Origin of the sequence: Rhizobium sp. BK049 (genome assembly GCF_014193135.1) — a bacterium.
Taxonomy (GTDB): Bacteria; Pseudomonadota; Alphaproteobacteria; order Rhizobiales; family Rhizobiaceae; genus Rhizobium.
This window is the reverse complement of the sequence record NZ_JACHYV010000003.1, coordinates 1-26,258: the sequence shown is the minus strand read 5'-3', so window position 1 is coordinate 26,258 and position 26,258 is coordinate 1. Positions and strand designations below refer to the sequence as shown.

Genomic DNA, 26,258 nt, shown 5'->3' with positions numbered 1-26,258 from the left:
ATCGCCTCGCACGGGATTTGACGCATGTCGATAGAGCCGCTCGGTTTCATCGTTCTCCTGCTTGGCCTCCTCGCCATCGTCAATGGCGCTCGTTTTGCAGTGACGACCCTCTGCCTGTTGACGCTGCTGGGAGCCGCGGCGGCTCTGCAATTGCCGGCGCTCGGCGGCAGCAGTATCCAGCCAAGCCATCTTCTGCTCCTGTTTATCGTCGCCGCCACCTTGTTGCGTCCAGTCCAGACCCAAGCGGCGCTGGCTAGCATCGCTTATCCGGGGCCTGGCTTCTGGTTTGCCGCCTATATCCTGTTTTCCGTCCTGTCGTCTTTCTTCCTGCCGCGCATTTTTGCGGGCGCGACCCTCGTCTACTCCTCTGCGAGAGATGCGACCGGCATGATGTCGACGGTGGCCGCCCCCTTGTCGCCAGGTTCATCCAACCTTAGCCAATCTGCCTATCTGCTCGGCGATCTCGCCTGCTTTGCCATGGTCTCGGGGCTTGCGAAGCTCGGATATGCACGCTTCATCGCACAACAGTTGATCGTCGCGTCAATCGCATGTTTTGCTTTTGCCTTGCTCGACATCGGAACGTTTTTGACCGGACAGTCCCACCTGCTCGATGTCATTAGAAACGCGAATTATACCATGCACACGGCCGAGACGATCAGCGGTTTCAAACGCATCGTCGGAGCCTTTCCCGAAGCGAGCATATACGGGACGGTCGCACTGGCCTACTTTTCATTCACTCTTCTGCTCTGGCTGGAGCGTGTCCGAAGCCGCATGGCCGGCCTGGCAACGCTTTTCATCGGCCCCACGATCCTGCTCTGCACGTCGACAACCGCCTATATCGCCGGGCTCTTCGTTGTCTGCATGCTCGTGCTTTTCTGCTTCAAACGTATGATTGCCGGGTCGGCTAAGAGCTCGCATATGACTTTCCTGGCGATAACCCTCTTCCTGATCCCTTGCGCCATCGTAGCCCTCAGCCTTGTCCCCGATGCGTGGGATTCGATCACGAGCCTCGTCAACACCACCCTATCGGACAAACTCCAATCGCAATCCGGCGAGGAGCGTACCGCTTGGAACACGCTGGCTTTGATCGCATTCGTCGATACTGCAACCTTCGGCGCCGGGCTCGGAACGGTTCGAGCGTCAAGTTTCATCGCCGCATTGCTGTCCAACGTCGGATTGACCGGCACGCTTCTCTTCGCCGCCTTCCTGTACAGCCTCGTCAGAGCCCCCAGCCGGCAGGTCTCGGGCGATCGGGAGACACATGCGATCGGAAACGCCGCCATTATGGCAACGATCTCACAGATCGTCTCTGCGGCGATTTCAGGAAGCGGCACCGATCTTGGCCTGCTGTTCAGCACCACGGCGGGTTTGGCTGCCGGTTGCCTGGCCGCTCCCTATGTCTCGCAGCATCGAGTGACCCGATCTGCCGCAAATCGGCATCGACCGGAGGCATCGGCATCTCTGAGGAGAGCGCCGGTGTTTGCAGCGTGATGACCCCAGCCGCGAATTTCGTTCAAGGCCAAAAGCCGCCGCATCCGTCAGGAAATACCGGCGTTGGAACGCGGGAGCAACGCGGTTCCGCACCACGATCCTCGGAAGGACGCGTGGCCGGTCGTATTTCAACATCAGCCCTGCTGGCGCTCGCTGGTGGGTGCTATGCTATCGGCGGCGGAATTGCTTTGCCGCAGCCTGGCGCTACGCCGCGCAAAACCCGACAGGAAGACGCCGGCGAGATAGCCGATCTCCATGAGCACGAGGAGAGCGAGGCCGGAAGCGATCGCTGCGATCAGCGAGGAGCCGTCGGCGAATGCCAGGCTGCCGAAGCCGATAGCCACAAGAATTGCGAAAATCGCGAAGGCCCAAGCGCGGATCGAAGCGCCGGCGGCTATCGAAATCACGGCCGCCACCAGGGTGGTGATCAGCATGGCCATCTTCCTTCCATCTGCATTTCGACAAGGACCCTGGCACCAATCGTCCTGCCACGGTTCAAGATATCGAAGCACAGTCCTGTGATAGGCACGGCTTTCTCCATGACGAGCGTCTCAACAATGGAACACACAACCGGAGGCGGGACGCTGTTTCAGCAAACGAGCGGTCCTGCGATCCGCTATGTATACAGGACCGGACTTTCATACGACAGGTCTGCCGGGTCAAGCAACAACTGTTCCCTCAACTCTGAAGAGAGCAGTCGTTCACTCGCTTTGAAGACAACCGCAAGGGTGATGACATGAACAATCAGTGCGTTGTGTACGTCACGGATGTCGAATATTCATTTCCAACCATTCTTTCAGCGCTTCAGGCCCGCAAATTCGCAAGTTCCGCAACCGACGTTTGCGTGCTTATGTCTGAACGTCTCGATAATTTCAATGAGTTGAAGGCCCTGCTCGCCGCGAGCGGCGTCGAATTGGCAGATGCGACCGACGCACTGCAGGATTCGCTCGGCAAGCTTGACAGTTCGCATTTTCAGGGGCGCATCAGCGTCAGCACGATGGCCAAACTAGTCCTTTGCGAGATCCTGCCCACCCATTACAGCCAGATCATCTATCTCGATGGCGATACCCAGATCGTCAGCGATCTCGGCAAACTCGAAAACGCCAACGTGCCTGAAGGCCGGTTTTTCGCGGCCCGCGATTACACGGCAATCCAGGACTTCCTCAACACTGGGAAGGACAACCACTACTTCAATGCAGGGGTCCTGAAATTCCATCGCAACGGCTGGATCGGACAGGAGGCGCTTGAGCTTTTTGCCAGAAATCCCGAGGCTTGCGAGGGCAAACATGATCAGGGCGCATTAAATTATGTTTGCGGTTCGTCGCTCATCCTCGTGTCCAACCGCTGGAACTTTCCCAAGCAGTTTCTGCATCTGGTGAACATGTCGTCACTGGCGATCGTCCACTATATGGCGCATCCAAAGCCATGGCATGGGACCTTCTTTCCATGGACAGATCGTGAAAGCCAAGTCTATGTGGATCTGCGCAAAGCCCATCCGATTTATAACGCGCTCTATCGCGGAATAAGCCTCGATCGGAAGATACTCTATAAATATCGGTCGATACGGGCACGCCTCGAACACGCAATCGAAAGGAACGGCGCCCACCCGCGGGTTCAGAACCTGCTGGTTGGCGACTACGCAGTATGATGACGCATACTGGTCCGACCCAACAAATAAAGATCCGCATATAGAGCTCAGGATTGAAAATGAGTTATCGGGCTTCCGTCGCCAGTATCTCGCATTACGCAAAAGCCCGCCTGCGCCGGTCACTCAAGGCTCGGCAAGTTCGCTATGACGTGCTGCGCAGTGGGCTCAGACAGGCCCGCCACGTCGTCATCTGCGTCATCCGTGACGAGGGCCATCGGCTGGCATTCTTCCTCCAATATTATCGCGATCTCGGTTTCGAGCACTTCATCTGCATCGACAACGGCTCGGCGGATGGAACGGCAGAATTGCTGTCAGGTTTCGACGACGTCTCGCTTCTCTCGGCTCATGGCTCCTACAAGGCGGCAAGGTTCGGAAACGACTGGATCAATGAGGTCATCAACCGGCACTGTCAGGAGAAATGGGTTCTTTATGTCGATGCAGACGAGTTCCTGGTCTACCCGCATTGCGACACTCGGCCAATCGATCAGCTGACCGCCTATATCGAATCCACCGGCGGTCATTCCCTCCGCTCGGTCATGATCGACATGTACAGCGAGCGTCCCGTTCTCGAAAACATATGTGAACCCGGCCGCAACCCGCTCGAAGTCTGCAATCTATTCGACCGGTCCGGCTACGTCGCACATTTCGACGACCGCAACAGGACAACGTGGATCAAAGGGGGCGTCCGCGGACGCATCTATTTTCGCGATCGGCTCTGGGACGGGCCGGCGCTCAACAAGATCCCTCTCGTATATGTGACAGGTGAACGGCTGTTTCTCAAATCATCACACCAGGTCTGGCCGCTCTCCCTGAATCTGGGAGACATGCGTGGCGCGATTTGCGTATCCGGCGCCCTTCTCCACTTCAAATTCCTATCGACCTTCGTGCACAAGGTTGCCGATGCCGAGCATCTTTCTCAGCATACGGAAGAATACACTGTTTACTCCGCTGACAAGGGGATGGGCGGCTTCGTTTGTGACGATACAGGCACTTACGCAAGCTGGAGGGACTTGTCCGATCATGGGCTCATTCAAGGCGAAGGCTGGAAATATTGGAAGAATGTCTCCGGGGACGAAATCGAAACAGTCCAGCAGAACATGCCTGGCTCAGCGCAGCGACATCCGCAGAGAAGGCATGAAAATCGCTACGACCCCGCCTCCCTTGGATCGGCATCGTGACCGAACCTGGTAGCCGCCAATACGGCTCTATCGGACTTTCCGCCGTTCCGCTCGAAGCTTAGGGGGCAAATCTAAATCGAACGGCTCGACTGAAGCGTCACACGGTATGACTGCTTGAGGCATCATGCGATGGCATAAGCCCAGCATCAGCATTAAGCAGTCAGAGCCGCTGTGACGGCAAATCGCGATGAACTCTTCGCTGGTCGGCTTCGGTTTGCGGGCTCTCCGATGGCGACCGGAAGCCTATTTCAAAACCGCGCCGGCCAACTCCCGTCTTGAACCGCGCTGCAGGTACAGGTTCTCAAGCCAGGTCACCTGTTTCCTCAACCCCAACGCAGGCCTTTCGATAAAGTGCCACGAGAAGGCGGCAAAACAAGTGACAATCAGGCTGCAGACGATCCCGTTCAGCCACCAGTTATGCGCCCAGGGTCCGAGCGCGACGAAGGCCTGCTGGATGGGATAGCCATAGAGGAATACGCCATAGGAATAGTCGGCCCCCTGAAGCACTCCGAGCTTGCGGGGCGAGGTGAGGCCGAGAAAGACCGTTGCATATCCAATAGCCGGAATGGCAACGAAGTCCCCAAAAGAGCTGAACCAGTAAGCCCACAATATGACGGCAACGGAACCGATGAAGATGCGGACATCCCACAGAATCTTGTCCTTGTAGAGATAAATCGTCACGCCCACGAGGAAGGCGCCGATCAGCAAATTCCCCGACGCGGTCGTCGGCATGGATGCCCAGTTGCTTTCATGCTTCCAATATCTCGCAAGCCCAAAACCTACGATCAACGCCGTCGTTGCCACCAGCGCGATTGCACGCCGCTTGACCACGCCGAGCAGGAAAAGCACGGCGATCGCGACGTAACATTCAAGTTCGAAAGGCACGGTCCAGAGCTGGCCATTTACCATGGCGGCGTCAGGATTGTTCAGGAACACTCCCGGAAGATTGAAGTGAATGTGTCCGGTGACATTCAGCAGATATGCAAAAAACTGGGCGTCGGTGAAGTAGTTACTGAGGTCATACTCGGTGTAGATCGCTCCAAGTATAAAAGCAGCCAGCAACACTTCCACTGCGAGAGCGGGGTAAATCCGGATAAACCGATTGCCAAGAAAGGAGATCAACGTCTTCGATCGCGCCAGACTGCCGGCAACCAGGAACCCGCTCAGGGCAAAGAACATGGGCAGTACCGACTTGATAAAGGGACGCAGGGGCGTTTCCCACAAAAACAGATCATCGCCATAGGTGACACGAGCCGTATGTATCCAAAGCACCGAAAAGGCCAACAGCAATCGCATGTAGTCAAATCCTGTCGGCCGCCCCTTCGCCAGGTCAAGCTTTTCACCGAGAACCATCAGTGCCCCTTTCAGCAGTTTTGACGCAATCGCAAGCATCATTGCCGGCTCGGGGACACGTGTCAGTGACCGCAGCTACATCATGAAAAATTTGAAGGGACTGCCTGTCTTCGGGACGAACACCTGACCATCGGTCCAACGCTCTGTGCTGCCGGAGGCGCCGTTCGATGGTCGGAGACGAATGCGGGCTATTGCGCAGCGAATTGGATGAGGAGACGATGAAATTACTGACCGCTCTGTTCTGTATCGTTCTCGCCTTTATCGGATTGGGCCTGATGGGAGGCGGCGCCTTGCTGCTCAGCCTCGGCGGCTCGCCCTATTACGCAATCACAGGACTTGCCTACCTCGTTGCGACAGTTCTGCTGTGGCGCCGGAAGCCTCTCGGCGCATTGATTGTCCTGCTTGTCGCCGTTTTCACTCTTCCCTGGGCGTTATGGGAATCGGGCACCAATTTCTGGGCACTCTTCGCACGCTTGATGTCCCCCATCGCACTGGCGGGATTTGCGTTGCTCTTTGCACCAGCGCGCTTGCCCACCGTCGACCGAAAGCTCTTCCACGGCGGCGCCCTGCTTGCCGCCATTCTGTTTGCTGCAGGATTCGGTCTTGCCTTCATCCCGCATGAGGTGATCCGCCCTTCTGCAGACACCCCGGCTTACAAGACCGCCAAGGGCGACAACTCGCCTTCCGACTGGACATCCTATGGCCGCAGCACTGCGGGAGATCGCTTTTCCCCGTTCGACCAGATCAACCGCAGCAACGTTGCCCAGCTTGACCTTGCCTGGACATATCGAACCGGAAGGGGCGACGGCGTCGATCAGAATACACCTCTGCAGATCGGGGATACGGTCTACACATGCACACCGACGAATGTGATCACAGCTCTTGATGCCGATACGGGAAAACCCCGCTGGACGTTCGACCCCAAAGCGTCGGCGCCCTATTGGCAGCGCTGCCGGGGCCTCGGCTATTACAAGATGCCGGAGGAACACCGATCGCCCGATGGCCTTTGCGACGAGCGTCTGATACAGACGACCATCGATGCCCGCCTCCTCGCGATTGACAGCAAGACCGGCGCGCCGTGCACGGCCTTCGGCGACAACGGTACTGTGCAGCTCTCCCAGGGCATGGGTGAAGTCAAGACCGGCTACTATTTCCAGACATCGGCTCCATTGATTGCCCGCAACCTGATTGTCATCGGAGGCTGGGTCACCGACAATCAGGAGGTCGGCGAGCCCTCAGGCGTCATCCGCGCATTCAATGTGGTGACCGGCGAGCTCGAATGGGCCTGGGATCTCGGCAATCCTGCGATCACCAAACTTCCGCCGGCAGGCGAGACCTATACGCGCGCCACGCCCAATATGTGGACGACAGCGGCCTTCGACGACAAGCTCGGCCTCATCTATGCCCCGCTCGGCAATACCACGCCGGATTATTACGGCGCCAATCGCCCGGCTTTCGCCGATCAGTATAACGCGACGTTGGTGGCGCTCGATGTGACGACGGGTAGGGAGAGGTGGAAATTCCAGACCGTGCATCACGATATCTGGGACTATGATCTGCCGGCCCAACCAGCGCTGATCGACCTGCCCGATGGCAATGGCGCCATTGTGCCCGCCATCTTGCAGTCCACCAAACGTGGGCAGCTTTTCCTGCTCAATCGCCAGACCGGCCTTCCCCTCGCCGAAGTTCAGGAAAAGCCGGTGCCGCAAAGGGGAGGCGCGCCGGAGGAGAAACTGTCGCCGACGCAGCCTTATTCGGTCGGCATGCCGACGATCGGCGCGGAACGCGTCACCGAGCAGCGGGCCTGGGGCCTGACAATGTTCGATCAGCTGGCCTGCCGCATCGCCTTTCGCAAGATGCGCTACGACGGGGACTTCACCCCGATCGGCACGCATCCTGCACTTCAGCAGCCGGGAAATCTGGGCGGCCTCAACTGGGGAAGCGTCTCGGTCGACCTACCCAACAACCGCGTCTTCATGAACGACATCCGCGTACCCAGCATCTTCGCCCTCGTTCCGCGGGCCGATTACGTCGATTTCGCCCTCGTCACGACGGCGCACGGCCCTTCCGCTCCACAGCGCGGCACACCTTATGGTATGACGACCGAGAAGTGGACGTCGAGACTGCGCATTCCCTGCACGCAGCCACCATGGGGCATGGTGACAGCAGTGGATCTGAACACACGCAAAATCGCGTGGCAGGTGCCGGCCGGGACTGCTGAACAGCTCGGACCGTTCAAGATCAAGATGAATTTACCCATGTCGATGGGCCTGCCGACCTATGCTGGCACATCTGCGACTGCCGGCGGCGTCGTCTTCTTTGCCGGTTTCCAGGACTATTACATTCGCGCCTATGACGCCGAGAACGGCAATGAGCTTTGGAAACATCCTCTGCCGGTCGGCTCGAGTGCGACGCCGATGACCTACGTCTCACCGAGGACAGGCAAACAATATGTGCTGGTCTCGGTTGGCGGAGCGGCAAATTCGACTGATCTCGGCGACTATGTGCTGGCCTTCTCCCTGAAAGAGGGGGATTAGCCGGCCGAAAGATTGGCTGACAGTAGATAATGGCATCGAAGTCGTGCGCGCTGGCCATGTCTGATCCTCTTGCTGCCGATCCGGGAACCAACCCGCTTATGCAAGGTTAAGGCGATATGCCTCCGAGTTGTTGCCTCGGAAACATCTGGAGCGGTTCAGCTTTTCACGGAAGCGCAGAACCGCTCCGACCTTTTGGATTTACGCGATTCCGGAGGGAAACGGCTTCGCACTTTCCTGGAATTGCTCTAACCGCCTTCCGACTCGGTCCGGAGGCCGGAAGGAAGCTAGCAATGCGCAACCACCACAATTCCCGACATGAGGGGATGAGCAGGCATCCCTATTCCATGTTCGCGGTCAACATGATCCTCAGCCTGATCGCCATGTACTTCGTGATGTTTTCAATGATCGACGGCTGGAGCGATTTCCGGAATAATCTCAACATGCTCTACATGGCGTTAACGATGGTGGCCCCGATGGGCATCATCATGCTCGCCACCATGGGCGGCATGTACCGGAACAGGAAGCTAAACGCCGCCATTCATGCCGGCCTGGTGATCCTGTTCGTCGCGGCCTTTGCAGGCACTCGCACACAGGCTCTCATAGACGACCGCCAATTCATCGCCTCTATGGTGCCGCATCATTCAGGTGCAATCCTCATGTGCCGGGAAGCAGCCCTCAACGATCCTGAACTGGTTGCTCTCTGCGCCAACATCTCGCGCGGCCAGCGTGCGGAGATCGAGCAGATGAACGCGATCCGCACGCGCCTGGATCAGGATACGCGGTAAGACTCCTCGACCCGTTGTCAAACAAACAAGCCCGCGCCTAGGCGGGCATTGTTATTTGGATGCCGAGGCCTGATGGCAGAGAAACTTGCAACTTCGGCGGAACAGCCGGTGTTAGTTGCAAGAAATTTCCCACTACGCCGTAAACAAAACCTAGGTACCTACGGGGTAATCCCATTTGCCTATGGAATAATAAAATAGGTGCGATCCGATCGAAAGCGCGTGCTTGGCAAGCGACCCGTCGGCCACGTCCGGACCGGCTCGATCTTGCTCCCCCGATGACAATAATCTTGTGAAAAATCCGATACTAGGGCACAATTTGCGAAGGCATCTGAAGTTGCGGCGCAGTCTCGAATCCGGCCGTCTCGCGCCGAGTGGCAGTTCGCGTCGGAGGGTCGACGTCGATGGATCAGGGGTTCTTTCTTCTGTTCGCTGCGGTATCCGTGATCACGGCCCTGACGGTGGTCCTGGCACGCAATCCGGTTCACAGCGCGTTGGCGCTGATGGCGTGTTTCCTGCAAGTCTCGGCAATCTTCGTCATGCTCCAGGCACCGTTGCTCGCGGTTATCCAGATCTTCGTCTATGTCGGCGCGATCATGGTCCTGTTCCTGTTCGTGATCATGATGATCGATGTGCGCGAAGCGGTGTTGCAGCGGTTCCTCCCAGGCGGCAACCTCCCAGCGCTGGTCCTGCTCGCCCTGCTCGGGGTTGAGATGCTCGTGCTGGTGCTCTGGAGCAACCGCTTTTCGGTCATGGAGCCCGTCGCGATGCGAAGCGGCGATGACGTCAGGCAGCTTGGCACAGCCCTTTTCGCCGACTATCTCCTGCCGTTTGAAACCGCCTCCGTAATCCTGCTGGCGGCCTTGGTCGGCGCCATCATGCTGGCGCGGAAGGAGCAGGGGTGATGGTTCCGCTCTGGTGGTATATTGTGCTCGGAGTGGTCCTGTTCGTGATCGGAGCGGCGGGCGTGCTGCTCAGGCGCAATATTCTCATCGTACTGATGTCGCTGGAGCTGCTGCTCAACTCGGTCAACATCAATTTCATCGCTTTCGGCCGTTACCACGCCGATTTCCGCGGGCAGATCTTCGCGATCTTCGTCATCGCAATCACCGCGGCGGAAGTTGCCGTCGCCCTCGGTATCCTGGTTGCCCTCGTGAGGAACAAATCCACCCTCAAGATCGACGACGTGACGGTGATGAAAGGATAGCGGCTTTGGACCCGGTTGTATCGATCCGGCCGTTGCTTGCCATCGCCGTCGCCGGTCTGGCGGCCCTTGCAGTTCTCCTTTTGCATAACCGCGAGAGACTTCGCGATCTGGTCTCGCCATTGGCCGCGATCGCAATGTTCGCGATTGTCGTGTCGATGGCGCCCACGGTGCTGGCGGGCGGGACGGTCGAATTGCGCCTGTTCGAGGTTCTGCCGGGGATCGACTTTGCTTTCCGGGTCGATGCGCTCGGCATGGTGTTTGCCACCGTCTCGTCGCTTCTGTGGATCGTGGCGGCGATCTATTCCGTCGGCTATATGCGGCATTTGAAGGAGCATGCGCAGACCCGGTTCTTCGCCTGCTTCGCCAGCAGTCTTGCGGCCGCCGCGGGAGGCGCCTTCGCCGCCAATCTGTTTACGCTGGTGATCTTCTACGAAGCGCTCAGTCTCGTTACCTATCCGCTCGTCTATCACCACGAGGACGAGGAGGGATGGAGGGGCGGCCGCAAGTACCTCGTCTATCTGATGGGCGCCTCGAAAAGCGCGCTGCTCGCCGCACTGGCGCTGACCTACCATATTGCGGGGTCGCTCGACTTTGTCGCGGGAGGGCTGCTGGCGGCGAGCGATGCCTCGGCGGCGCTGCTGACGGTCGTCTATTTCTGCTATCTTTTCGGCTTCGCCAAGGCCGCTGTGATGCCCATGCATGCCTGGCTGCCCGCCGCGATGGTCGCGCCGACACCGGTCAGCGCGCTTTTGCATGCAGTGGCAGTGGTCAAGATGGGCGTGTTCTGCGTGCTGCGGGTGGTGTTCCATGTCTTCGGCACGGGGCTGGTGGGTGGGCTGAGCCTCGGCATCGCCACGGCCTATCTGGCTTCGTTCACGATCCTGATGGCGTCGGTTTACGCCCTCACGCGGGACGACCTGAAGGCCAGGCTCGCCTATTCGACGGTCAGCCAGCTCTCCTACATCGTGCTGGGCGCGGTTCTGTTGTCGCCGGTCGCGATGGTCGGCGGGATCATCCACATCGCGGCGCACGCATTCTCCAAGATCACGCTCTTTTTCTGCGCCGGCTCGATCTATTGCGCGTCCGGCAAGCGCAACATCAGCGACATGGCCGGTATCGGCCGCAGGCTCCCCTGGACGATGGGGGCATTTTTCATCGCTTCACTCAGCATGATCGGGATACCGCCGACCGCGGGCTTCGTCAGCAAGTGGTATCTGGCGGAGGGCGCCGCGGCGGCTGGAGAGACGGCGTTCCTGGTCGTGCTCCTGGTGAGCTCGGTCCTGAACGCCGCCTATTTCCTGCCGGTCAGCTATGCCGCCTTCTTCCAGGCGGAGAAGCAGGAAAGCCGGACGACGGTCCGTGAAATTCCGCTGGTCACGATTCCGCTGGTCACGACGGCGATCCTGTCGGTGCTGATGGGCATTTTTCCGGGCTATTTTCTTACTCTGGCAGATGGAGTGATCCGATGATCAAGCGTGTCGTCGACTTCTTTGGTGCCGAGCAGTATGCGAGGCCGCGCCGCCGACTGTTCTACCTCGTGCTGGTCCTGATCGTCGTCGCCGACTTTCTGGTCTCTCGCGAACATGCCGAATATCTGTGGGACAGGCTGCCGGGCTGGTCCGCCGTCTACGGCTTCGTCTCCTGCGTCCTGCTTATCTTCGTTTCCAAGTTTCTCGGCCATCGGGTCGGGCTGATGCGGCGCGAGGACTATTATGACTGACTTCATCCATCCAGCTCTGCTCTTTATTCTTGGCGCCCTGCCGATCCCTTTCCTCAGCGGGTCGGTCCGCAAGGCCTATCTGCTGCTGATCCCTGCGCTGGCGATCCTTGCCGTACTTGCCATGGAACCGGGCAGCTATGGCGAAGCGCGATTCATCGGGCAGGAGATCCTGATCGCGAAGGTGGACAAGCTCAGCATCGTCTTCGCCACCGTTTTCACCATCATGGCGTTGATCGGCATGGTCTACGCGCTGCACCTGACGGATACCGGCCAGCACGTGGCGGCATTCGTTTATGTCGGCAGCGCGCTTGGCGTAGTGTTTGCGGGTGACTACCTGACCCTCTATCTGTTCTGGGAGGGCATGGCATTCGCCTCCGCCTATCTGGTCTTCGCGCAGCGTGGTGGACCGGCAATCCGGGCCGGGTTCCGTTACCTCATGGTCCATATCACCGGCGGCGTCGTCCTGCTCGGCGGCATCATTTCCCACGGGCTCGCCACCGGTTCACTGCTTTTCGGCCCGATCGCGGGGGCCCTCACCAACGGAGGAATGGAGGTCGGCGACTACCTGATCCTCGCCGGCTTCATCCTCAACGCCGCCGTGCCGCCGCTCAATGCTTGGCTGACCGATGCCTATCCGGAGGCGACCGTCACCGGGGCGGTGTTCATGAGCGCGTTTACCACCAAGACCGCCGTCTATGTGCTGGCGCGAGCCTTTCCGGGGACCGAGCTCCTTGTCTGGCTCGGCACCATCATGGCGCTCTACGGCGTCATCTACGCGGTGCTGGAGAACGATTGCCGACGGCTTCTCGCCTATCACATCGTCAGCCAGGTGGGCTATATGATTGCGGGTATCGGCATCGGCACCGAGATGGCGCTGAACGGAGCCGCCAGCCACGCCTTCGCGCATATCCTCTACAAGGCGCTGCTGTTCATGGGCGCCGGTGCAGTCATCTACGTCACCGGCCGACGCAAGCTCACCGAGCTCGGCGGGCTTTACAAGACAATGCCGCTGACCGTGGCGCTTTACATGGTCGGCGCCTTCGCGATCTCGGCCTTCCCGTTCTTCTCGGGGTTCGTCACCAAATCGATGGTGATAGCGGCCGCAGGAGCGGATCACCGCGCACTGGTGGTGCTGGCGCTGACCATGGCATCGTCCGGGACGTTCCTGCATACTGGCCTCAAGCTTCCCTATTACATGTTCTTCGGGACGGACCGGAAACTGGAGGCGCGCGAGCCGCCGCGCAACATGCTGATTGCCATGGGCATTGCGGCGGTGCTCTGCATTGCGATCGGGGTGTTCCCCCAGCCGCTTTATGCGCTTCTGCCCTATCCGGTGGATTTCGAACCTTATACGGGTGCGCATGTCACGGAGAGCCTCGGGCTGCTGATGTGCACCGCCCTGGGGTTCGTGGTGTTCCTCTGGGCGCTCGATCCCGAGAACACGATCAGCCTCGACACCGACTGGTTTTACCGCAAGGGTGCGCGGGCCTTCATGTGGCTCGCCGAAAGGCCGCTGGCGTGCTATGAGCAGGCGGTGAGCAATGTCTCCGAGACCGCGGCGCTGCCCTTGCTGCACGGCGCGGCGCGGGCAGGACTCCGGCTCGATCTGACCGGCGTCGATGCCGTCGTGAATGGCGTCGCCCACTCGATCCTGCACGGCGGCGGGCGGCTCAGGCGGCTCCAGACGGGTGTCGTGACCCATTACGTGCTGGCGATGATCGTGGGTTTGATCGCAGCCACCGCCGTCTTCGTCGTGGCGTGGCGGTAGGGGGTGCCATGGGCTTCCCGCTGCTCAGCCTCATCATATTCACACCCGTTGTCGGGGCCGCGGTTCTCATGTTCCTGCGCGATGACGATGTAGTGCGGTGGAGCGCGCTCTCTTTCACCGTCCTCGACCTTGCTCTTTGCATCGCCATGCTGGTCGGATTCGACACCAAGATCCATGCCATGCAGTTCACCGAGACGCACCCGTGGGTGCCCGCGCTCGGGATCAATTATGCCCTTGGCATCGACGGAATCAGCGCGCTCTTCGTGTTCCTGACCGCATTGTTGGGGTTGATCTGCGTGCTCGCCTCCTGGGTCGCGATCGACCGCAAGGTGAAGGAATTCATGATCTGCCTGCTCTTCATGCAAGCGCTGATGCTCGGCGTCTTCTGCGCGCTCGATCTCTTCCTTTTCTACGTCTTTTGGGAGGCGATGCTGATCCCGATGTATCTCATCATCGGCGTCTGGGGCGGCGAGGGTCGGGTCTATGCGGCGATCAAGTTTTTCCTCTACACGCTGGCGGGCAGCCTCCTGTTCCTGATCGGCGTCATCGTGCTCTATTTCTACGGTGGCAGGACCTTCGATATCCTCGCTTTGACGGAACAGGATTTGCCATTCCGGATCCAGTCCTGGCTGTTCTTCGCCTTCCTGGTCGCTTTTGCGGTCAAGGTTCCGATGGTGCCGGTCCATACCTGGCTGCCGGACGCCCATGTGCAGGCGCCGACGGCGGGCAGCATTATCCTCGCCGGAGTGCTCCTGAAGATGGGCGCCTACGGATTCCTGCGGTTCTCGCTGCCGATGCTGCCGGAAGCATCGATGTATTATTCGCCGCTGATGCTGGCGCTTTCGGGGCTTGCGATCGTCTATGGCGGGTTGCTCGCGCTTGCGCAGGACGATCTGAAGAAGCTTGTGGCTTATTCCAGCATCAGCCACATGGGCTTTGTGACGCTTGGGATTTTTGCGCTGAATCTCCGAGGGCTCGAGGGCGGTATCCTGCAGATGTTCAATCATGGCGTGACGACAGGCGCCCTATTCCTGTTCGTCGGGCTGATTTACGAGCGCACCCATACCCGCAGCATCGCCGACTATGGTGGGTTGATGAAGGTGGCGCCGGTCTACACCACGTTTCTGGCACTGTTTACCCTGTCGTCGATGGCGCTGCCGGGAACGAATTCGTTCGTGGGCGAGTTGCTGGTGCTGTCAGGCGGGTTTGCGGCCAATCTGGTCGCTGGCTCTGCCGCCGTTTTGGGCGCATTGCTGGGGGCTGCCTATCTGCTTGGCATGTACGGAAAAATCGCGCTCGGCCCGGCCAGCGTCGGTACCCGGTTGAAGACACGCGACGTGAACGCCCGTGAGATGGCAGCGATCCTGCCGCTGGCCGTCTTCGTGCTCTGGGTTGGGCTCTATCCGAAACCCTTCCTCGACATCATCGATGACTCGGTGAAGCATCTGCTGACGCAGATGAACAGTAAGGGGAGCGGCCCATGACCGCCGCCGCGCTTTTCCAGTCGGCCCTGGCGAGCCTGCCCGAGATCGTGGTGATCACCGGCGCCTGCATCCTGCTGATCCTGGGACAGTTTGTGCGAAGGGGACAGGAACATTTCCTTGTCTGGGCGTCTGTCGCGATCGTATTGATTGCCGCCTTGGCGACACTCATGCTGGCAAGCGAGGTACGGCCAGCCTACACGGGCATGTTCGTCGCCGACCGCTTCTCGGTCTTCTTCAAGTTCGTTTTCTACCTAGCCACCGTTCTGACATTCCTCCTTTCGCTAAAATATGCCGATATCGAAGGGATCGGCAGCAGCGAATATTATGTCCTGCTGCTCTTTGCGCTTTCCGGCATGATGATCATGGCCTCGGCGACCGATCTCCTGTCGATCTATGTGGGCCTCGAACTGATGGTGATTTGCACCTATGTGCTGACCGGCTTCCTGCGGCTTGAGCGGCGGTCCAACGAAGCAGCGCTGAAATATGTAATCCTTGGCGCGGTCTCGACCGGGATTTTCCTTTACGGCGTTTCGCTGGTCTACGGGCTCACCGGCACAACGCAATTGGACGGGATGGCTGCGGCCGTGACTGGCGATCCGCTCGATCCCGGATTGTTGCTGGCGGTGGTCTTCATCGTCGCGGGGCTGGTCTTCAAGGTCGGCGCGGTTCCCTTCCACATGTGGCTGCCGGACGTCTATGAAGGCGCGCCAACGACGATTACCGCCTTCATGTCTGTAGGCCCCAAGGCGGCGGGGTTCGCGGTGATCCTGCGGGTGTTCCTCAACCCTCTGGTCGCAGCCTCGGACGTCTGGATCATCGTTGCCGTCATTGCGGTGGTGACGACGGCGCTCGGGAGCTTCGTGGCGCTGGTGCAGGACAATTTCAAGCGTCTCCTGGCCTATTCCAGCATCGCCCATGCCGGCTTCGCCATTTTCGGCGTCGCCGCTGGCGGCGCCGATGGGATCGCCAGCGTAATGCTCTATCTGCTGATCTACGCGATCATGAATCTCGGCATTTTCGGCGCTGTCATCATGATGCGGAACGGCGATTTCTCGGGCGAGGTCATCGAAGACTATGCGGGTTTCGCCAAGTCACGTCCCGGGCTGGCGCTTCTGATGCTGCTCTATCTCTTCTCGCTGGCCGGCATTCCGCCGACCGCCGGGTTCTTCGCCAAGTTTTACGTGCTGGTCGCCCTCGTCGAGCATGGTTTCGTCATGCTGGCGATAATCGCCGTGCTGCTCAGCGCCGTCGCTGCTTATTTCTACATCCGCATCGTCATGGTGATCTACATGCGCGAGCCGAAGAGGGCGTTCGCCCCGGCGCTGACGCCTCTGGTGGGCGCGACACTCGCCGTCACCGCCGCCGGTACCATCGGCATCGGCCTATTTCCGTCGTGGTTCCTGAAGCTTGCCCAAGATTCGGTCCTTGGCGGGTGAGCGATTGGATTTGCAATGATCACACCGACGGAATAAACTTGGAGGCAGAGAAAGGATTGTCCAGTCGCGCCGTGGCGTGATCGACTTACCCGTTCGGGATGAACGGTCGGTGGGCAACCGGTGCAGTGATATGGCTGCAATGGAATTCTTGCCGGTTCTTTTCATGATCGCCGGAGTCGTTCTGGTGGCGGGGGTGACGTTGTTCGTTTCCTCGCTGCTGCGCCCATCCAATCCCTATCCCGCCAAGAACATGCCCTATGAATGCGGTATGGACGCCGCGGGTGAGGCGGCGGCGGGCCGCTTCAGGGTGCCGTTCTTTATCCTCGCAATCCTGCTGGTCGTTTTCGACGTCGAAGCGATGTTCCTCTTTCCCTGGGCCGTCGTCCTGAAAGAGATCGGACTGGTCGGCTATATCGAGATGTTCATTTTCATATTGCTGCTTCTCGTGGGCTTCGCCTACGCCTGGCTGAAAGGAGCGCTGGAATGGGAGGCGTAAACAACGCGATCCGCGACAGCGTGCTGTTCACCACAGCCGACAGCATCATCAGTTGGAGCCGGAGGTCGGCGCTGTGGCCGGAAACCTTCGGCATTGCCTGCTGCGCCATCGAAATGATCTCGGCCGGTTGCGCCCGCTACGATCTCGACCGGTTCGGCGTGGTGTTCCGCCCTTCACCGAGACAATCCGACGTCATGATTATCGCCGGCACAGTGACCCGGAAATTCGCGCCCGTCGTGCGGCGGCTCTATGACCAGATGCCGGAACCGCGCTGGGTGATCGCAATGGGCACCTGCGCTATTTCGGGCGGCGTCTACAACACCTATGCGGTGGTGCAGGGATCGGAAACCTTCGTGCCAGTCGATGTGCATGTGCCTGGCTGTCCGCCCCGGCCCGAGGCGCTGATGCACGGCTTCCTGCTGCTTCAGGAAAAGATCAAAAGGTCCCGCGCGCTCGCCGGCACACCTCTGGATCGGGTTATAGCGTCATGAGTGCGCAGCCCTCCCTCAATCGCGCTCCGATCATGGAGCGCTTCGGAGAAACAATCGGGGACCTCGGCACTGCGCACGGTATCGACGTCTTTGCCGTTCCACCCGAGAGGGTCGTCGAGTTCTGCCGTTTCCTGAAAGAAGATCCGTCGCTGCAATTCAATTTCCTCTCGGACATTTGCGGGGTCGATCATTATCCCGAAACGCCGCGGTTCGAGGCGGTCTACCATCTTTATTCGCTGCCCAACAGGTGGCGGGTCCGCGTCAAGTGCCGGCTTGGCGATCCTCCCGAAGTGCCTTCGGTCACGGGAGTCTGGCGCACCGCCAACTGGCATGAGCGTGAGGCCTGGGACATGTATGGCATCCGGTTCGAGGGACATCCCGATCTGCGCCGGATCTACATGTGGGAAGGCTTCGAGGGCTTTCCTCAGCGCAAGGATTTCCCTCTCAGGGGCTATAAGGACAAGTTGAACCCCTTCGGTGCCGAGGGTCCGCCGCCAACGCAGCCCGACCTTGCCACCAGGGACATTCCGTAAGGGGGCCGTTCTACGCCGGAACATTGAGATGACTGAAGTCACCGAGCTCAGCAGGCCTGAGGGTGAAGCGCTCAATACCAGGGAGGTGCTTCTCAACCTCGGTCCGCAGCACCCCAGCACCCATGGGGTGCTGCGGCTCGTTCTCGAACTGGACGGCGAGTTCGTCGAGCGCGTCGATCCGCATATCGGCTATCTCCATCGGGGCACCGAAAAACTGGCGGAGAGCTTCACCTATACCCAGATTTTCCCACTGACAGACCGGCTCGATTATCTCTGTCCGCCTTCGAACAACCTCGCCTTCGCGCTGGCGGTGGAGAAACTCCTCGGCATAGAAGCGCCGATCCGGGCGCAATATATCCGCGTGATGATGGCCGAGCTGGCACGGATCTCCGGTCACCTCCTGATCACGGGCGCGCTGCCGATGGATCTCGGCGCCATGACCGCGCTGCTTTACGTCATGCGCGAGCGCGAAATGATCATGGACCTCCTGGAAATGATCACCGGTGCGCGCATGCACACGTCCTTCTGCCGGGTCGGCGGAGTGCGCGAGGACCTGCCTGACGGGTTCTTCCCCAAGATCCGGGAGTTTTGCGACATTTTCCCGAACCGTATCCGCGACTATGAGCGACTGCTCGAAGATAACCGGGTGTTTCTCAATCGCACGAAGGGGATCGGTGTGATCTCCGCAGAGGATGGCATCGATCTCGGCCTCAGCGGCCCGAACCTGCGTGCTTCCGGTGTCGACTGGGACATCCGCCGCGACGAGCCCTACGAGATCTATGATAGGCTGGCGTTCAACGTCATCACCCGTGACGAGGGCGATTGCTATGCACGCTGGCGATGCCGCGTCGATGAGATGCGCGAGAGCATAAGGATCATCGAACAATGCATCGACCAGATGCCTGAGGGGCCGTTCCAGATCGACATGCCGACAATCGCCTTCCCGCTGGACAAGGATCGGGTGCACTGCTCGATGGAGGCGCTGATCCAACATTTCGACCTGTCGGCCTACGGCTTCAAGGTGCCGAAGGGCGAGGTCTATTCGGCGATCGAGGCGCCAAAGGGCGAGCTTGGCTTCTACATCATCAGCGACGGGTCGCCAAAACCGTTCCGCATGAAGGTGCGGGCCCCCTCGTTCGTCAATCTTCAGGCCCTCTTCGGGGTCACCAACGCCCGCTATCTGGCGGACATGATCGCCGTGCTCGGCAGCCTCGACCCTGTGATGGCGGAGGTGGACAAGTAGCAAGGATTTGAATGCGATGACCATTCGCGAAAAGATCGAAGAGGCGGCGGCGCGGTATCCCGACCAGCGCTCTGCGATCATGCCCGCGCTCCTGATCGCGCAGGAAGAACATGGCCATCTGCCTGGGCCAGTGCTGGAAGAGGTCGCCGAAATTCTCGGAGTCGAGCGAATCTGGGTCTACGAGTTGGCGACCTTCTACACCCTCTTCCATACCGAACCGGTGGGGATGTTCCACCTGCAGCTCTGTAACAATGTTTCCTGCATGCTGTGCGGATCGGAGGACCTGCTAGACCATCTGGAAACGATGCTGGGGATCAGGAAAGGCGGCACCACCCCGGACGGGCTGTTCACGCTTTCGACGGTCGAATGCCTCGGCGCCTGCGAGATGGCTCCGGTGATGCAGGTCGGCGACGATTACCATGCCCACCTTGATGTGGCGCGGGTAAACGCACTGCTGGATAGACTGCGGGCGACAGTGGGAGCCGCAAGCGTCGAACACGCCTCTGCGCGGCTGCCGGGGGAGTAGCGCCATGTTCGAGCCGGTTCTTCTGAAAAATGTCGATGTGGCGGACGGTCATTTGGTGTCGACTTACGAGGCTGGCGGCGGCTATCAGGCGCTGGCGAAGGCGTTGCGCGAGTACACGCCTGACGAGGTTATCGACCTCGTCAAACGGTCCAACCTGCGCGGTCGCGGTGGTGCCGGATTCCCAACGGGCATGAAATGGGGTTTCGTGCCGAAGCGCACCGGCAAGCCGACTTACCTGTGCTGCAACGCCGATGAGGGCGAGCCGGGCACGTTCAAGGACCGGATCATCATGGAGCGCGACCCGCATCAACTGATCGAGGGGCTGGCGGTCAGTGCATACGCGATCGGGGCCGAAACCGCCTATGTCTACGTTCGCGGAGAATATGTGACGGCGATCCGTCGTCTGGAGCAAGCGATCGCCGAGGCCCACGCGAAGGGCTATCTCGGAAAGCGCATTTTAGGCTCGGATTTCAATTTCGCCGTACACATTCACTGCGGCGCCGGCGCCTATATCTGCGGCGAAGAGACTGCGATGCTCGAGTCGCTTGAGGGCAAGCGGGCGCAGCCGCGATTGAAGCCGCCGTTTCCGGCCGTGGCCGGGCTCTACGCCAGCCCGACTGTGATCAACAATGTCGAGACGCTGGCCTGCGTGCCGCATATCGTGGCGCGGGGCGCGGACTGGTTCCGCGGTATCGGCCCGGACAAGAGCCCCGGCCCGAAGCTCTACTGCCTCAGCGGACAGGTGCGCAAACCCGGCCTCTATGAGTTGCCGATGGGCATACCGCTGCGCGAGCTGGTCGAAGAACATGCCGGCGGGGCTTTGCCGGGACGCAAGATCAAGGCAGTGATCCCGGGCGGGGTCTCAGCGCCGGTCATCCCTGAACACGGGCTGGAGGTGAGAATGGATTTCGACTCGCTGGCTGCCGCCGGCTCGATGCTCGGTTCGGCTGGCGTTATCGTGATCGACGATAGCGCCTGCATGGTCAGGGTCGCCACCAGGATTGTCGAGTTCTTCCACCACGAGTCCTGCGGCAAGTGCACGCCCTGCCGGGAAGGATTGAACTGGGTCGTGAAAGTCCTGCGCCGGGTTGAAGGCGGGGATGGCGCACCCGGCGATCTGGAGCAGCTGGAGATGCTCTGCAAGGGCATTTTCGGCAATACATTTTGTGCCTTGGGTGACGGTGCAGCGATGGGATTGCGGGCAGCACTCAAGCATTTCCGAGATGAGTTCGTCGTCCATGTCGAGGAGCGGAGGTGCCCGTTTCACTGAAGGAGTATGCTGGATCAGGATTGTGAGGAACCATGCTTAAAGTCACGATCGATGGACAAACGCTGGAAGTTGAGGCTGGCTCGACGGTGCTGCAGGCCGCCCGGCATTTGGGCATCGATATTCCGACCTTCTGCTATCTGAAGCGTCTGCCGCCGCTGGCCTCCTGCCGCATGTGTCTGGTGGAGATCGAGGGCCTGCGGCGGCTGCAGCCGTCCTGCGCTACTGCGGCCACCGATGGCATGGTCGTGCGGACAAATACGCCTTTGATTGAGGAAACGCGCTCTTCCATGCTCGACATGCTGCTCGCCAATCACCCCCTCGACTGCCCGATCTGCGACAAGGGCGGCGAATGCGAGCTTCAGAACATGGTAATGGCCTATGGGCCCCGCGAAAGCCAGTTCCGCGATGACAAACGTGTGTTCCACTCCGAGGACATTCGCCTCAGCCCGGTTATCATCATGAACGTCAACCGCTGCATCCAGTGCCAGCGCTGCGTCCGGATGTGCGAGGAGGTCGTCGGCGCGGTGGCGCTGGGCACCGTCGAGAAAGGCATGGATACCGCCGTCACCGGCTTCGAGGGCAGTCTGGCGAGTTGCGACCAGTGCGGCAATTGCGTCGAGGTCTGCCCGGTCGGCGCGCTGATGAGCTTCCCCTACCGCTACAAGGCACGCCCCTGGGATCTCGTAGAGACCGACACGATCTGCCCGCATTGTGGCACCGGTTGCCAGCTGACAGTGGGCACGCGCAAGGGCGAGTTCATGCGGGTGCGCTCGAAGTGGGACGAAGGTGTCAACCACGAAACTCTCTGCGTGCGAGGACGCTTCGGCCTCGATTTCGTTGCAAGCCGGGACCGGATCAAGCAGCCAATGATCCGTCAGGATGGCGCCCTGGTCCCGGTTTCCTGGGACGAAGCGGGGGATTATCTGCGCCGGCGACTGTTGGCTGTCGAGAGCAAGGAGGCCGGCGGGCTGGTCTCGCCTCGCCTGCCCAACGAGGTGCTTTATCAGTTCCAGAAGCTGATGCGAACAGTATTCCGGACCAACAACATTGATTGTTCGTCACGCTGGGCCGCGCCCTTCGATACGCTCGGCCCGCTATTGGGAACTTTCTACAGCCGCACACCGCTGGCCGACTTAATCGGCAACGACTGCGTGCTCGTCGTCGGCGGCAACGTGACCGAGGAGAATCCCGTCACCGAATACCTGCTGCGAGACGCCGCGCGGCGGCGCCAGGCCGGATTGCTGATGCTTTCGGCGCGGCCCTCGCGCCTGGACGCCGATGCCAGGGTGTTGGTACGCGTGCCGCCGGGCGGAGAAGAGGCAAGCCTTGCGGCGGTGGTAGCCGCGCTTATGGCGGTGGCCCGTCAGACCTTGCCGGGCGACGCATTTGCGGACATCGGGGCGATGGTCGGCAGGCCGGCAGCGGGCACCGGCAGCGACGGGCCGGATCGTCTGGCCACCGCGCTCAAGGAAGCCCGTAGCGTCACCGTGCTTGTCAGCGTCGACCTCCTGAGATCACCCGAAGCGCGCGCGACGCTGCTGCAGCTCTACAACCTGCTGCAGGTTCTCCGCCTGCTAGGCAAAGGCCCGGCGATGCAATTTCTCTTCGACCGTGCCAACCAGCTGGGCGCCTGGGACATGGGGGCCTTGCCGGCGGCTCTGCCGGGGCTGCGGGCAGTCGCCGATGACGCGGCGCGCGCAGCTCTTGAACGAAACTGGGGCGCCCAAATCCCGTCTGAACCCGGCGCGAATCTCGATGCCATGCTGGAGCTCTGCGCCGGTGGCCGGATGGGCGCGCTCTACATCGTCGGAACCGACCCCCTGATCGCCTATCCCGACCGGAACTTTGTGACGTCGGCGCTTGGCGCAGTTGATCTCCTGATCGTGCAGGACGCGTTCCTCACGGATACGGCGGGCATGGCCGAGGTCGTCTTGCCCGCGGCTGGATACGGCGAGGAATCCGGAACGTTCACCAACAACGAGGGCCGGATCCAGAATGTTCGCAAATTCCGTGAGCCCGTCTTCGACGCGCGAGGCAATCTGGCGATTATCGACTTCGTCGCCGCGCTACGCAGCCAGGCGTTGCCGCCATCGACGCGAGGCGAAATTTTCGACGAGATTGCCCGGCTGATTCCGGCCTATCAGGGGTTGACGCAGGACGGACTTGGCGGCGACGGCGCATTCACCAAGGCGGTGCCAACACTATCGGCTGGCGTGTTCCTTGCGCCGCCGTCCGCTCCAACAGCAGCCGACCGGCTCATGCTGATCACCGGCGACTGCCTGTTCCACAACGGATATCTTTCCGAACGGTCGGACACGCTGAACACAGTCGCGAACGATCCCTATGTCGCGATGAGCGCGCAGGATACTGCGGAGCTTGGCCTTTCGGATGGCGATCAGGTAATCGTGCGTTCCGGCCAGGGCGAACTGTCGGCGCAGCTCAAGGTCGACAGGCGGTTTCCCAAGGGCCTCGTCTTCGTTCCGGAAAACTATAGAGCCTTGCGTCTCAACAGCCTGCTGCGGCGGGGCGAATATCCATGCGTGGTGGAAGTCCAGAAGGCGCATGCCACTCCTGAGGTCGCCCCCCCAGGCCGGATCTGGCGCGGGGTTTGAGGATTTGGGATCGGGGCACCGCAAGACTCCGTGGCAAGCTGCCAGCCCCAGCGTCATTACATCGAGTGGGCGGTGTCAGTGATACCTGGTACCGCATATGTAATCCTGCAGCTCCTGCTCTGTACGCTGCGCTTCGTCGAGCCTATGCTTAACCACATCTCCGATACTGACCACGCCGACAACGTTGCCTCCATCCGTGACCAACACATGGCGCGTACGCCGCTGGGTCATGATCCCCATCGCGACGGGTAGCAGATCTTGTGTCGAACACGTGGCGACATTGCGGTTCATGATGTCCGCGACCCGCATCGCCGCTGCCGCGGCCCCGTATTCCGCCACCGCATTGCAGCAATCCCGCTCCGACACTGTACCGAGGTATTTGCTGTTTGATCGGCTCACGACGACGAAGCCGATATTGTTGTCTCGAAACAACCTCAGTACCTCCACCATCGTCTGATCGGGGGCGACTGCGATGACACCGACACCCTTGTTCTTCATGATTTCACCGACAAACATCTGAGCCTCCTGTTCGAGCGCTTCGGTTTGATGGCTGGCGCTTTCATGTTCGCCGGATATTCCGCCACCAGTTATAGCCGTGCGTCTCTTTCGTCTCGACGAGTACGTCCTTCTTCGTATTCAGGCGCGCGGCGACCACGCCACCGCCGGTTGCCGCCTTACCCGGCTTGGCGAGCAGATCGTCGCGCCCGATCACCAGGTCAGCAGAGGAAAAACTGGAAAATTCGTATTGTTGCCCAAGCGCGATTGCATCCGCCGGGCAGGCGTCCTCGCACAACCCGCAGAACAGGCAGCGGGCTGTGTCGATTTCAAATTTCGCCGGGTGCCGGCTGCCCTTCTCGTCCTCGTACGGGACGACTTCGATACAGTCGCAGGGACAGATCCGCGCGCAGAGTTCGCAGGCTACGCACTTGATCTCGCCCTCTTCATCACGCTTCAGAAAATGATGTCCGCGGTAACGCGAGTAGGGTAGCCATTTTTCGTTGTCCGGATATTGCATGGTCACGGATTTGGAGAACAGATATCCGAAGGTCAGAGCCAAGGCATTCGCCAGATCGGCGAAGAACGCCCAGCCAACCCATGTTCCAACTCTGTCCTGCGCGCGCGACATCGCCGCCTCGCTACGGGGTCGTTACGACCCCTAAAAGTACACCGGTTATGATTATGTTCGCCATCGACAGAGGAAGCAAGACCTTCCATCCGATCGCCATCAACTGATCGTAGCGGTAGCGGGGGAAAGTGAAGCGGAACCAAATAAACACATAGACGAAGAACGCGACCTTGAGAGCAAACCACAGGAGCGGTGGCAAGGGAATCAGAACACCGTTCCAACCGCCGAAGAACAGGATCACCACCAAGACCGACACAAGCAATACGATGGCATATTCGCTGACCATAAAGAAGGCAAAGCGGATACCGCTGTATTCGGTATGGAACCCGGCCCCTAGATCCCCTTCCGCTTCCGCCAGGTCGAAGGGAATGCGCTGCGCTTCGGCCAATCCGGCGACGAAGAACACCAAGAACCCGACCGGTTGGTAGACGATGTTCCAGACATCGGCCTGCGCCCGCACGATTTCGAGAAGGCTCATGGACTGCGCCAGCATGACCACGCCGATGACCGCGAACCCCATCGGGATTTCGTAGCTGATCATCTGGGCGCAGGTTCTGAGGCTGCCCAGGACAGCGTATTTGCTGTTGGAGGCCCAGCCGCCAAAGATGACGCCATAGACCTCGATCCCGATCACCGAGAAAACGAAAAGGAGCGCCACATTCATGTTGGAGACGTAGAGCGTGATCCCGTGGCCGAGGACCGAGACAGTTTCGCCAAAGGGGATCGCGACGAACACCACAAAGGGCGGAGCGAGCGCCAGGATTGGTGCCAGTTTGAAGAGGAACCGGTCGGCCTCGGCCGGGATGTGATCCTCTTTCGTCAGGAGCTTGATTCCGTCCGCCACCGGCTGCAACAGCCCGTGCCATCCCACGCGCATCGGCCCCATCCGCTGCTGGATGTGCCCGGCGACCTTGCGTTCCAGCCAGGTGAGCGGCAATGGTAGCAATAGCAGGATCGCAATCAGGAACGCGACCTTCAAGACGATTAGGCCAAGGGCGACGATAAGTTCCATGATCCGGACTACTTATTCATCGGGTTGAAGCGCGCGACCAGGGTTTGGCTCCGGCTCTACAATGAGCACTGCGCACACTTGTCAGACTACATGGTACAACGGCGACGCGCCTCGTACAATCCCGTCGCCGTTATGCCATCGCTGGCTATGATGCGTTCGGGCTCAAGACGTTTTGAGATGCGGACTTCGCGTTTCCGCCGGTTGCACCCGATCTTGCGTATCAAAAATCCTGGAAGCTCTTATTGCTGCCTGACCTTGCCCCGTTGAAATAATCCATTTTGAAGTAAGCTCTGGCCCGTTGAGAGGACCAGGGAATGAAGCGCAAGCGTTTTACAGACGAACAGA

General features: G+C 60.0%; 24 protein-coding genes. 19 read left to right on the top strand and 5 right to left on the bottom strand.

The window, feature by feature from the left end; translation table 11 throughout:
- Positions 1-24: 24 nt before the first annotated feature.
- On the top strand, positions 25-1,491 hold the full coding sequence (locus FHT70_RS03730; RefSeq protein ID WP_183699000.1) for a hypothetical protein: 1,467 nt from the start codon (positions 25-27) through the stop codon (positions 1,489-1,491).
- A 134-nt stretch (positions 1,492-1,625) separates the two neighbouring features.
- Here FHT70_RS03730 and FHT70_RS03725 read toward each other — a convergent pair whose 3' ends face one another.
- Entirely contained in the window at positions 1,626-1,925 is a 300-nt protein-coding gene (locus tag FHT70_RS03725; protein ID WP_085779249.1) for a hypothetical protein, read from the bottom strand.
- A gap of 302 nt (positions 1,926-2,227) precedes the next feature.
- Here FHT70_RS03725 and FHT70_RS03720 point away from each other — a divergent pair, with 302 nt between their 5' ends.
- Together FHT70_RS03720 and FHT70_RS03715 are read left to right on the top strand one after the other, a co-directional pair.
- Entirely contained in the window at positions 2,228-3,139 is a 912-nt protein-coding gene (locus FHT70_RS03720) for a glycosyltransferase (RefSeq protein WP_097600723.1), read from the top strand.
- Between the two features lie 59 nt (positions 3,140-3,198).
- Positions 3,199-4,317 (top strand): glycosyltransferase family 2 protein, encoded by a 1,119-nt coding sequence (locus FHT70_RS03715; RefSeq protein WP_183698998.1) that lies wholly within the window; start codon positions 3,199-3,201, stop codon positions 4,315-4,317.
- Between the two features lie 243 nt (positions 4,318-4,560).
- Here FHT70_RS03715 and FHT70_RS03710 read toward each other — a convergent pair whose 3' ends face one another.
- Entirely contained in the window at positions 4,561-5,670 is a 1,110-nt protein-coding gene (locus tag FHT70_RS03710) for an acyltransferase (RefSeq protein WP_183699386.1), read from the bottom strand.
- A gap of 218 nt (positions 5,671-5,888) precedes the next feature.
- Between FHT70_RS03710 and FHT70_RS03705 the strand changes: the two genes are divergently transcribed.
- The 16 genes from FHT70_RS03705 (at position 5,889) to nuoG (ending at position 23,775) form a co-directional block, all read left to right on the top strand.
- A complete protein-coding gene (locus FHT70_RS03705; RefSeq protein ID WP_183698997.1) occupies positions 5,889-8,207 on the top strand; it encodes a membrane-bound PQQ-dependent dehydrogenase, glucose/quinate/shikimate family in 2,319 nt (772 codons plus the stop codon).
- A gap of 290 nt (positions 8,208-8,497) precedes the next feature.
- On the top strand, positions 8,498-8,992 hold the full coding sequence (locus tag FHT70_RS03700; protein WP_097600725.1) for a DUF305 domain-containing protein: 495 nt from the start codon (positions 8,498-8,500) through the stop codon (positions 8,990-8,992).
- A 401-nt stretch (positions 8,993-9,393) separates the two neighbouring features.
- Positions 9,394-9,894 carry an NADH-quinone oxidoreductase subunit J gene (locus tag FHT70_RS03695; RefSeq protein WP_183698995.1) on the top strand — a complete coding sequence of 167 codons (501 nt, stop codon included), beginning with the start codon at positions 9,394-9,396 and terminating at the stop codon, positions 9,892-9,894.
- On the top strand, positions 9,894-10,196 hold the full coding sequence (gene nuoK, locus FHT70_RS03690) for an NADH-quinone oxidoreductase subunit NuoK (protein WP_097600726.1): 303 nt from the start codon (positions 9,894-9,896) through the stop codon (positions 10,194-10,196). Before FHT70_RS03695 ends, nuoK begins: the two co-directional genes overlap by 1 nt.
- A gap of 5 nt (positions 10,197-10,201) precedes the next feature.
- Complete coding sequence (locus FHT70_RS03685) at positions 10,202-11,665, top strand: monovalent cation/H+ antiporter subunit D family protein (protein WP_097600727.1); 1,464 nt, start codon at positions 10,202-10,204, stop codon at positions 11,663-11,665.
- The gene (locus FHT70_RS03680; protein WP_097600728.1) at positions 11,662-11,916 is read left to right on the top strand and encodes a hypothetical protein; all 255 of its coding nucleotides are present in this window, start codon (positions 11,662-11,664) and stop codon (positions 11,914-11,916) included. The genes FHT70_RS03685 and FHT70_RS03680 overlap by 4 nt, the downstream gene beginning before the upstream one ends.
- On the top strand, positions 11,909-13,684 hold the full coding sequence (locus FHT70_RS03675) for a Na(+)/H(+) antiporter subunit D (RefSeq protein WP_183698993.1): 1,776 nt from the start codon (positions 11,909-11,911) through the stop codon (positions 13,682-13,684). Before FHT70_RS03680 ends, FHT70_RS03675 begins: the two co-directional genes overlap by 8 nt.
- Positions 13,685-13,692: 8 nt before the next feature.
- Positions 13,693-15,168 (top strand): NADH-quinone oxidoreductase subunit M, encoded by a 1,476-nt coding sequence (locus FHT70_RS03670; protein WP_183698991.1) that lies wholly within the window; start codon positions 13,693-13,695, stop codon positions 15,166-15,168.
- Positions 15,165-16,604 carry an NADH-quinone oxidoreductase subunit N gene (locus tag FHT70_RS03665; RefSeq protein WP_183698989.1) on the top strand — a complete coding sequence of 480 codons (1,440 nt, stop codon included), beginning with the start codon at positions 15,165-15,167 and terminating at the stop codon, positions 16,602-16,604. Before FHT70_RS03670 ends, FHT70_RS03665 begins: the two co-directional genes overlap by 4 nt.
- A gap of 130 nt (positions 16,605-16,734) precedes the next feature.
- The gene (locus tag FHT70_RS03660) at positions 16,735-17,100 is read left to right on the top strand and encodes an NADH-quinone oxidoreductase subunit A (protein ID WP_097600732.1); all 366 of its coding nucleotides are present in this window, start codon (positions 16,735-16,737) and stop codon (positions 17,098-17,100) included.
- Positions 17,088-17,591: an NADH-quinone oxidoreductase subunit B gene (locus FHT70_RS03655; protein ID WP_003582024.1), complete on the top strand. Its 504-nt coding sequence runs from the start codon at positions 17,088-17,090 to the stop codon at positions 17,589-17,591. The genes FHT70_RS03660 and FHT70_RS03655 overlap by 13 nt, the downstream gene beginning before the upstream one ends.
- Positions 17,588-18,124 carry an NADH-quinone oxidoreductase subunit C gene (locus FHT70_RS03650; RefSeq protein WP_183698987.1) on the top strand — a complete coding sequence of 179 codons (537 nt, stop codon included), beginning with the start codon at positions 17,588-17,590 and terminating at the stop codon, positions 18,122-18,124. The genes FHT70_RS03655 and FHT70_RS03650 overlap by 4 nt, the downstream gene beginning before the upstream one ends.
- A 28-nt stretch (positions 18,125-18,152) precedes the next feature.
- The gene (gene nuoD, locus FHT70_RS03645) at positions 18,153-19,367 is read left to right on the top strand and encodes an NADH dehydrogenase (quinone) subunit D (RefSeq protein WP_097600735.1); all 1,215 of its coding nucleotides are present in this window, start codon (positions 18,153-18,155) and stop codon (positions 19,365-19,367) included.
- A gap of 16 nt (positions 19,368-19,383) precedes the next feature.
- The gene (gene nuoE / locus FHT70_RS03640) at positions 19,384-19,893 is read left to right on the top strand and encodes an NADH-quinone oxidoreductase subunit NuoE (RefSeq protein ID WP_183698986.1); all 510 of its coding nucleotides are present in this window, start codon (positions 19,384-19,386) and stop codon (positions 19,891-19,893) included.
- A 4-nt stretch (positions 19,894-19,897) separates the two neighbouring features.
- On the top strand, positions 19,898-21,163 hold the full coding sequence (gene nuoF, locus FHT70_RS03635; RefSeq protein WP_183698984.1) for an NADH-quinone oxidoreductase subunit NuoF: 1,266 nt from the start codon (positions 19,898-19,900) through the stop codon (positions 21,161-21,163).
- A gap of 32 nt (positions 21,164-21,195) precedes the next feature.
- A complete protein-coding gene (nuoG, locus tag FHT70_RS03630; RefSeq protein WP_183698982.1) occupies positions 21,196-23,775 on the top strand; it encodes an NADH-quinone oxidoreductase subunit NuoG in 2,580 nt (859 codons plus the stop codon).
- Positions 23,776-23,850: 75 nt separating this feature from the next.
- Here nuoG and FHT70_RS03625 read toward each other — a convergent pair whose 3' ends face one another.
- The 3 genes from FHT70_RS03625 to nuoH are packed head-to-tail and all read right to left on the bottom strand — an operon-like array spanning position 23,851 to position 25,913.
- Positions 23,851-24,291: a CBS domain-containing protein gene (locus tag FHT70_RS03625; RefSeq protein ID WP_085779269.1), complete on the bottom strand. Its 441-nt coding sequence runs from the start codon at positions 24,289-24,291 to the stop codon at positions 23,851-23,853.
- Positions 24,292-24,334: 43 nt separating this feature from the next.
- The gene (locus FHT70_RS03620; protein ID WP_097600739.1) at positions 24,335-24,901 is read right to left on the bottom strand and encodes an NADH-quinone oxidoreductase subunit I; all 567 of its coding nucleotides are present in this window, start codon (positions 24,899-24,901) and stop codon (positions 24,335-24,337) included.
- 10 nt (positions 24,902-24,911) lie between these two features.
- Positions 24,912-25,913, bottom strand: a complete 1,002-nt coding sequence (gene nuoH, locus FHT70_RS03615) for an NADH-quinone oxidoreductase subunit NuoH (RefSeq protein ID WP_183698980.1) — start codon at positions 25,911-25,913, stop codon at positions 24,912-24,914.
- Between the last annotated feature and the right edge of the window lie 345 nt (positions 25,914-26,258).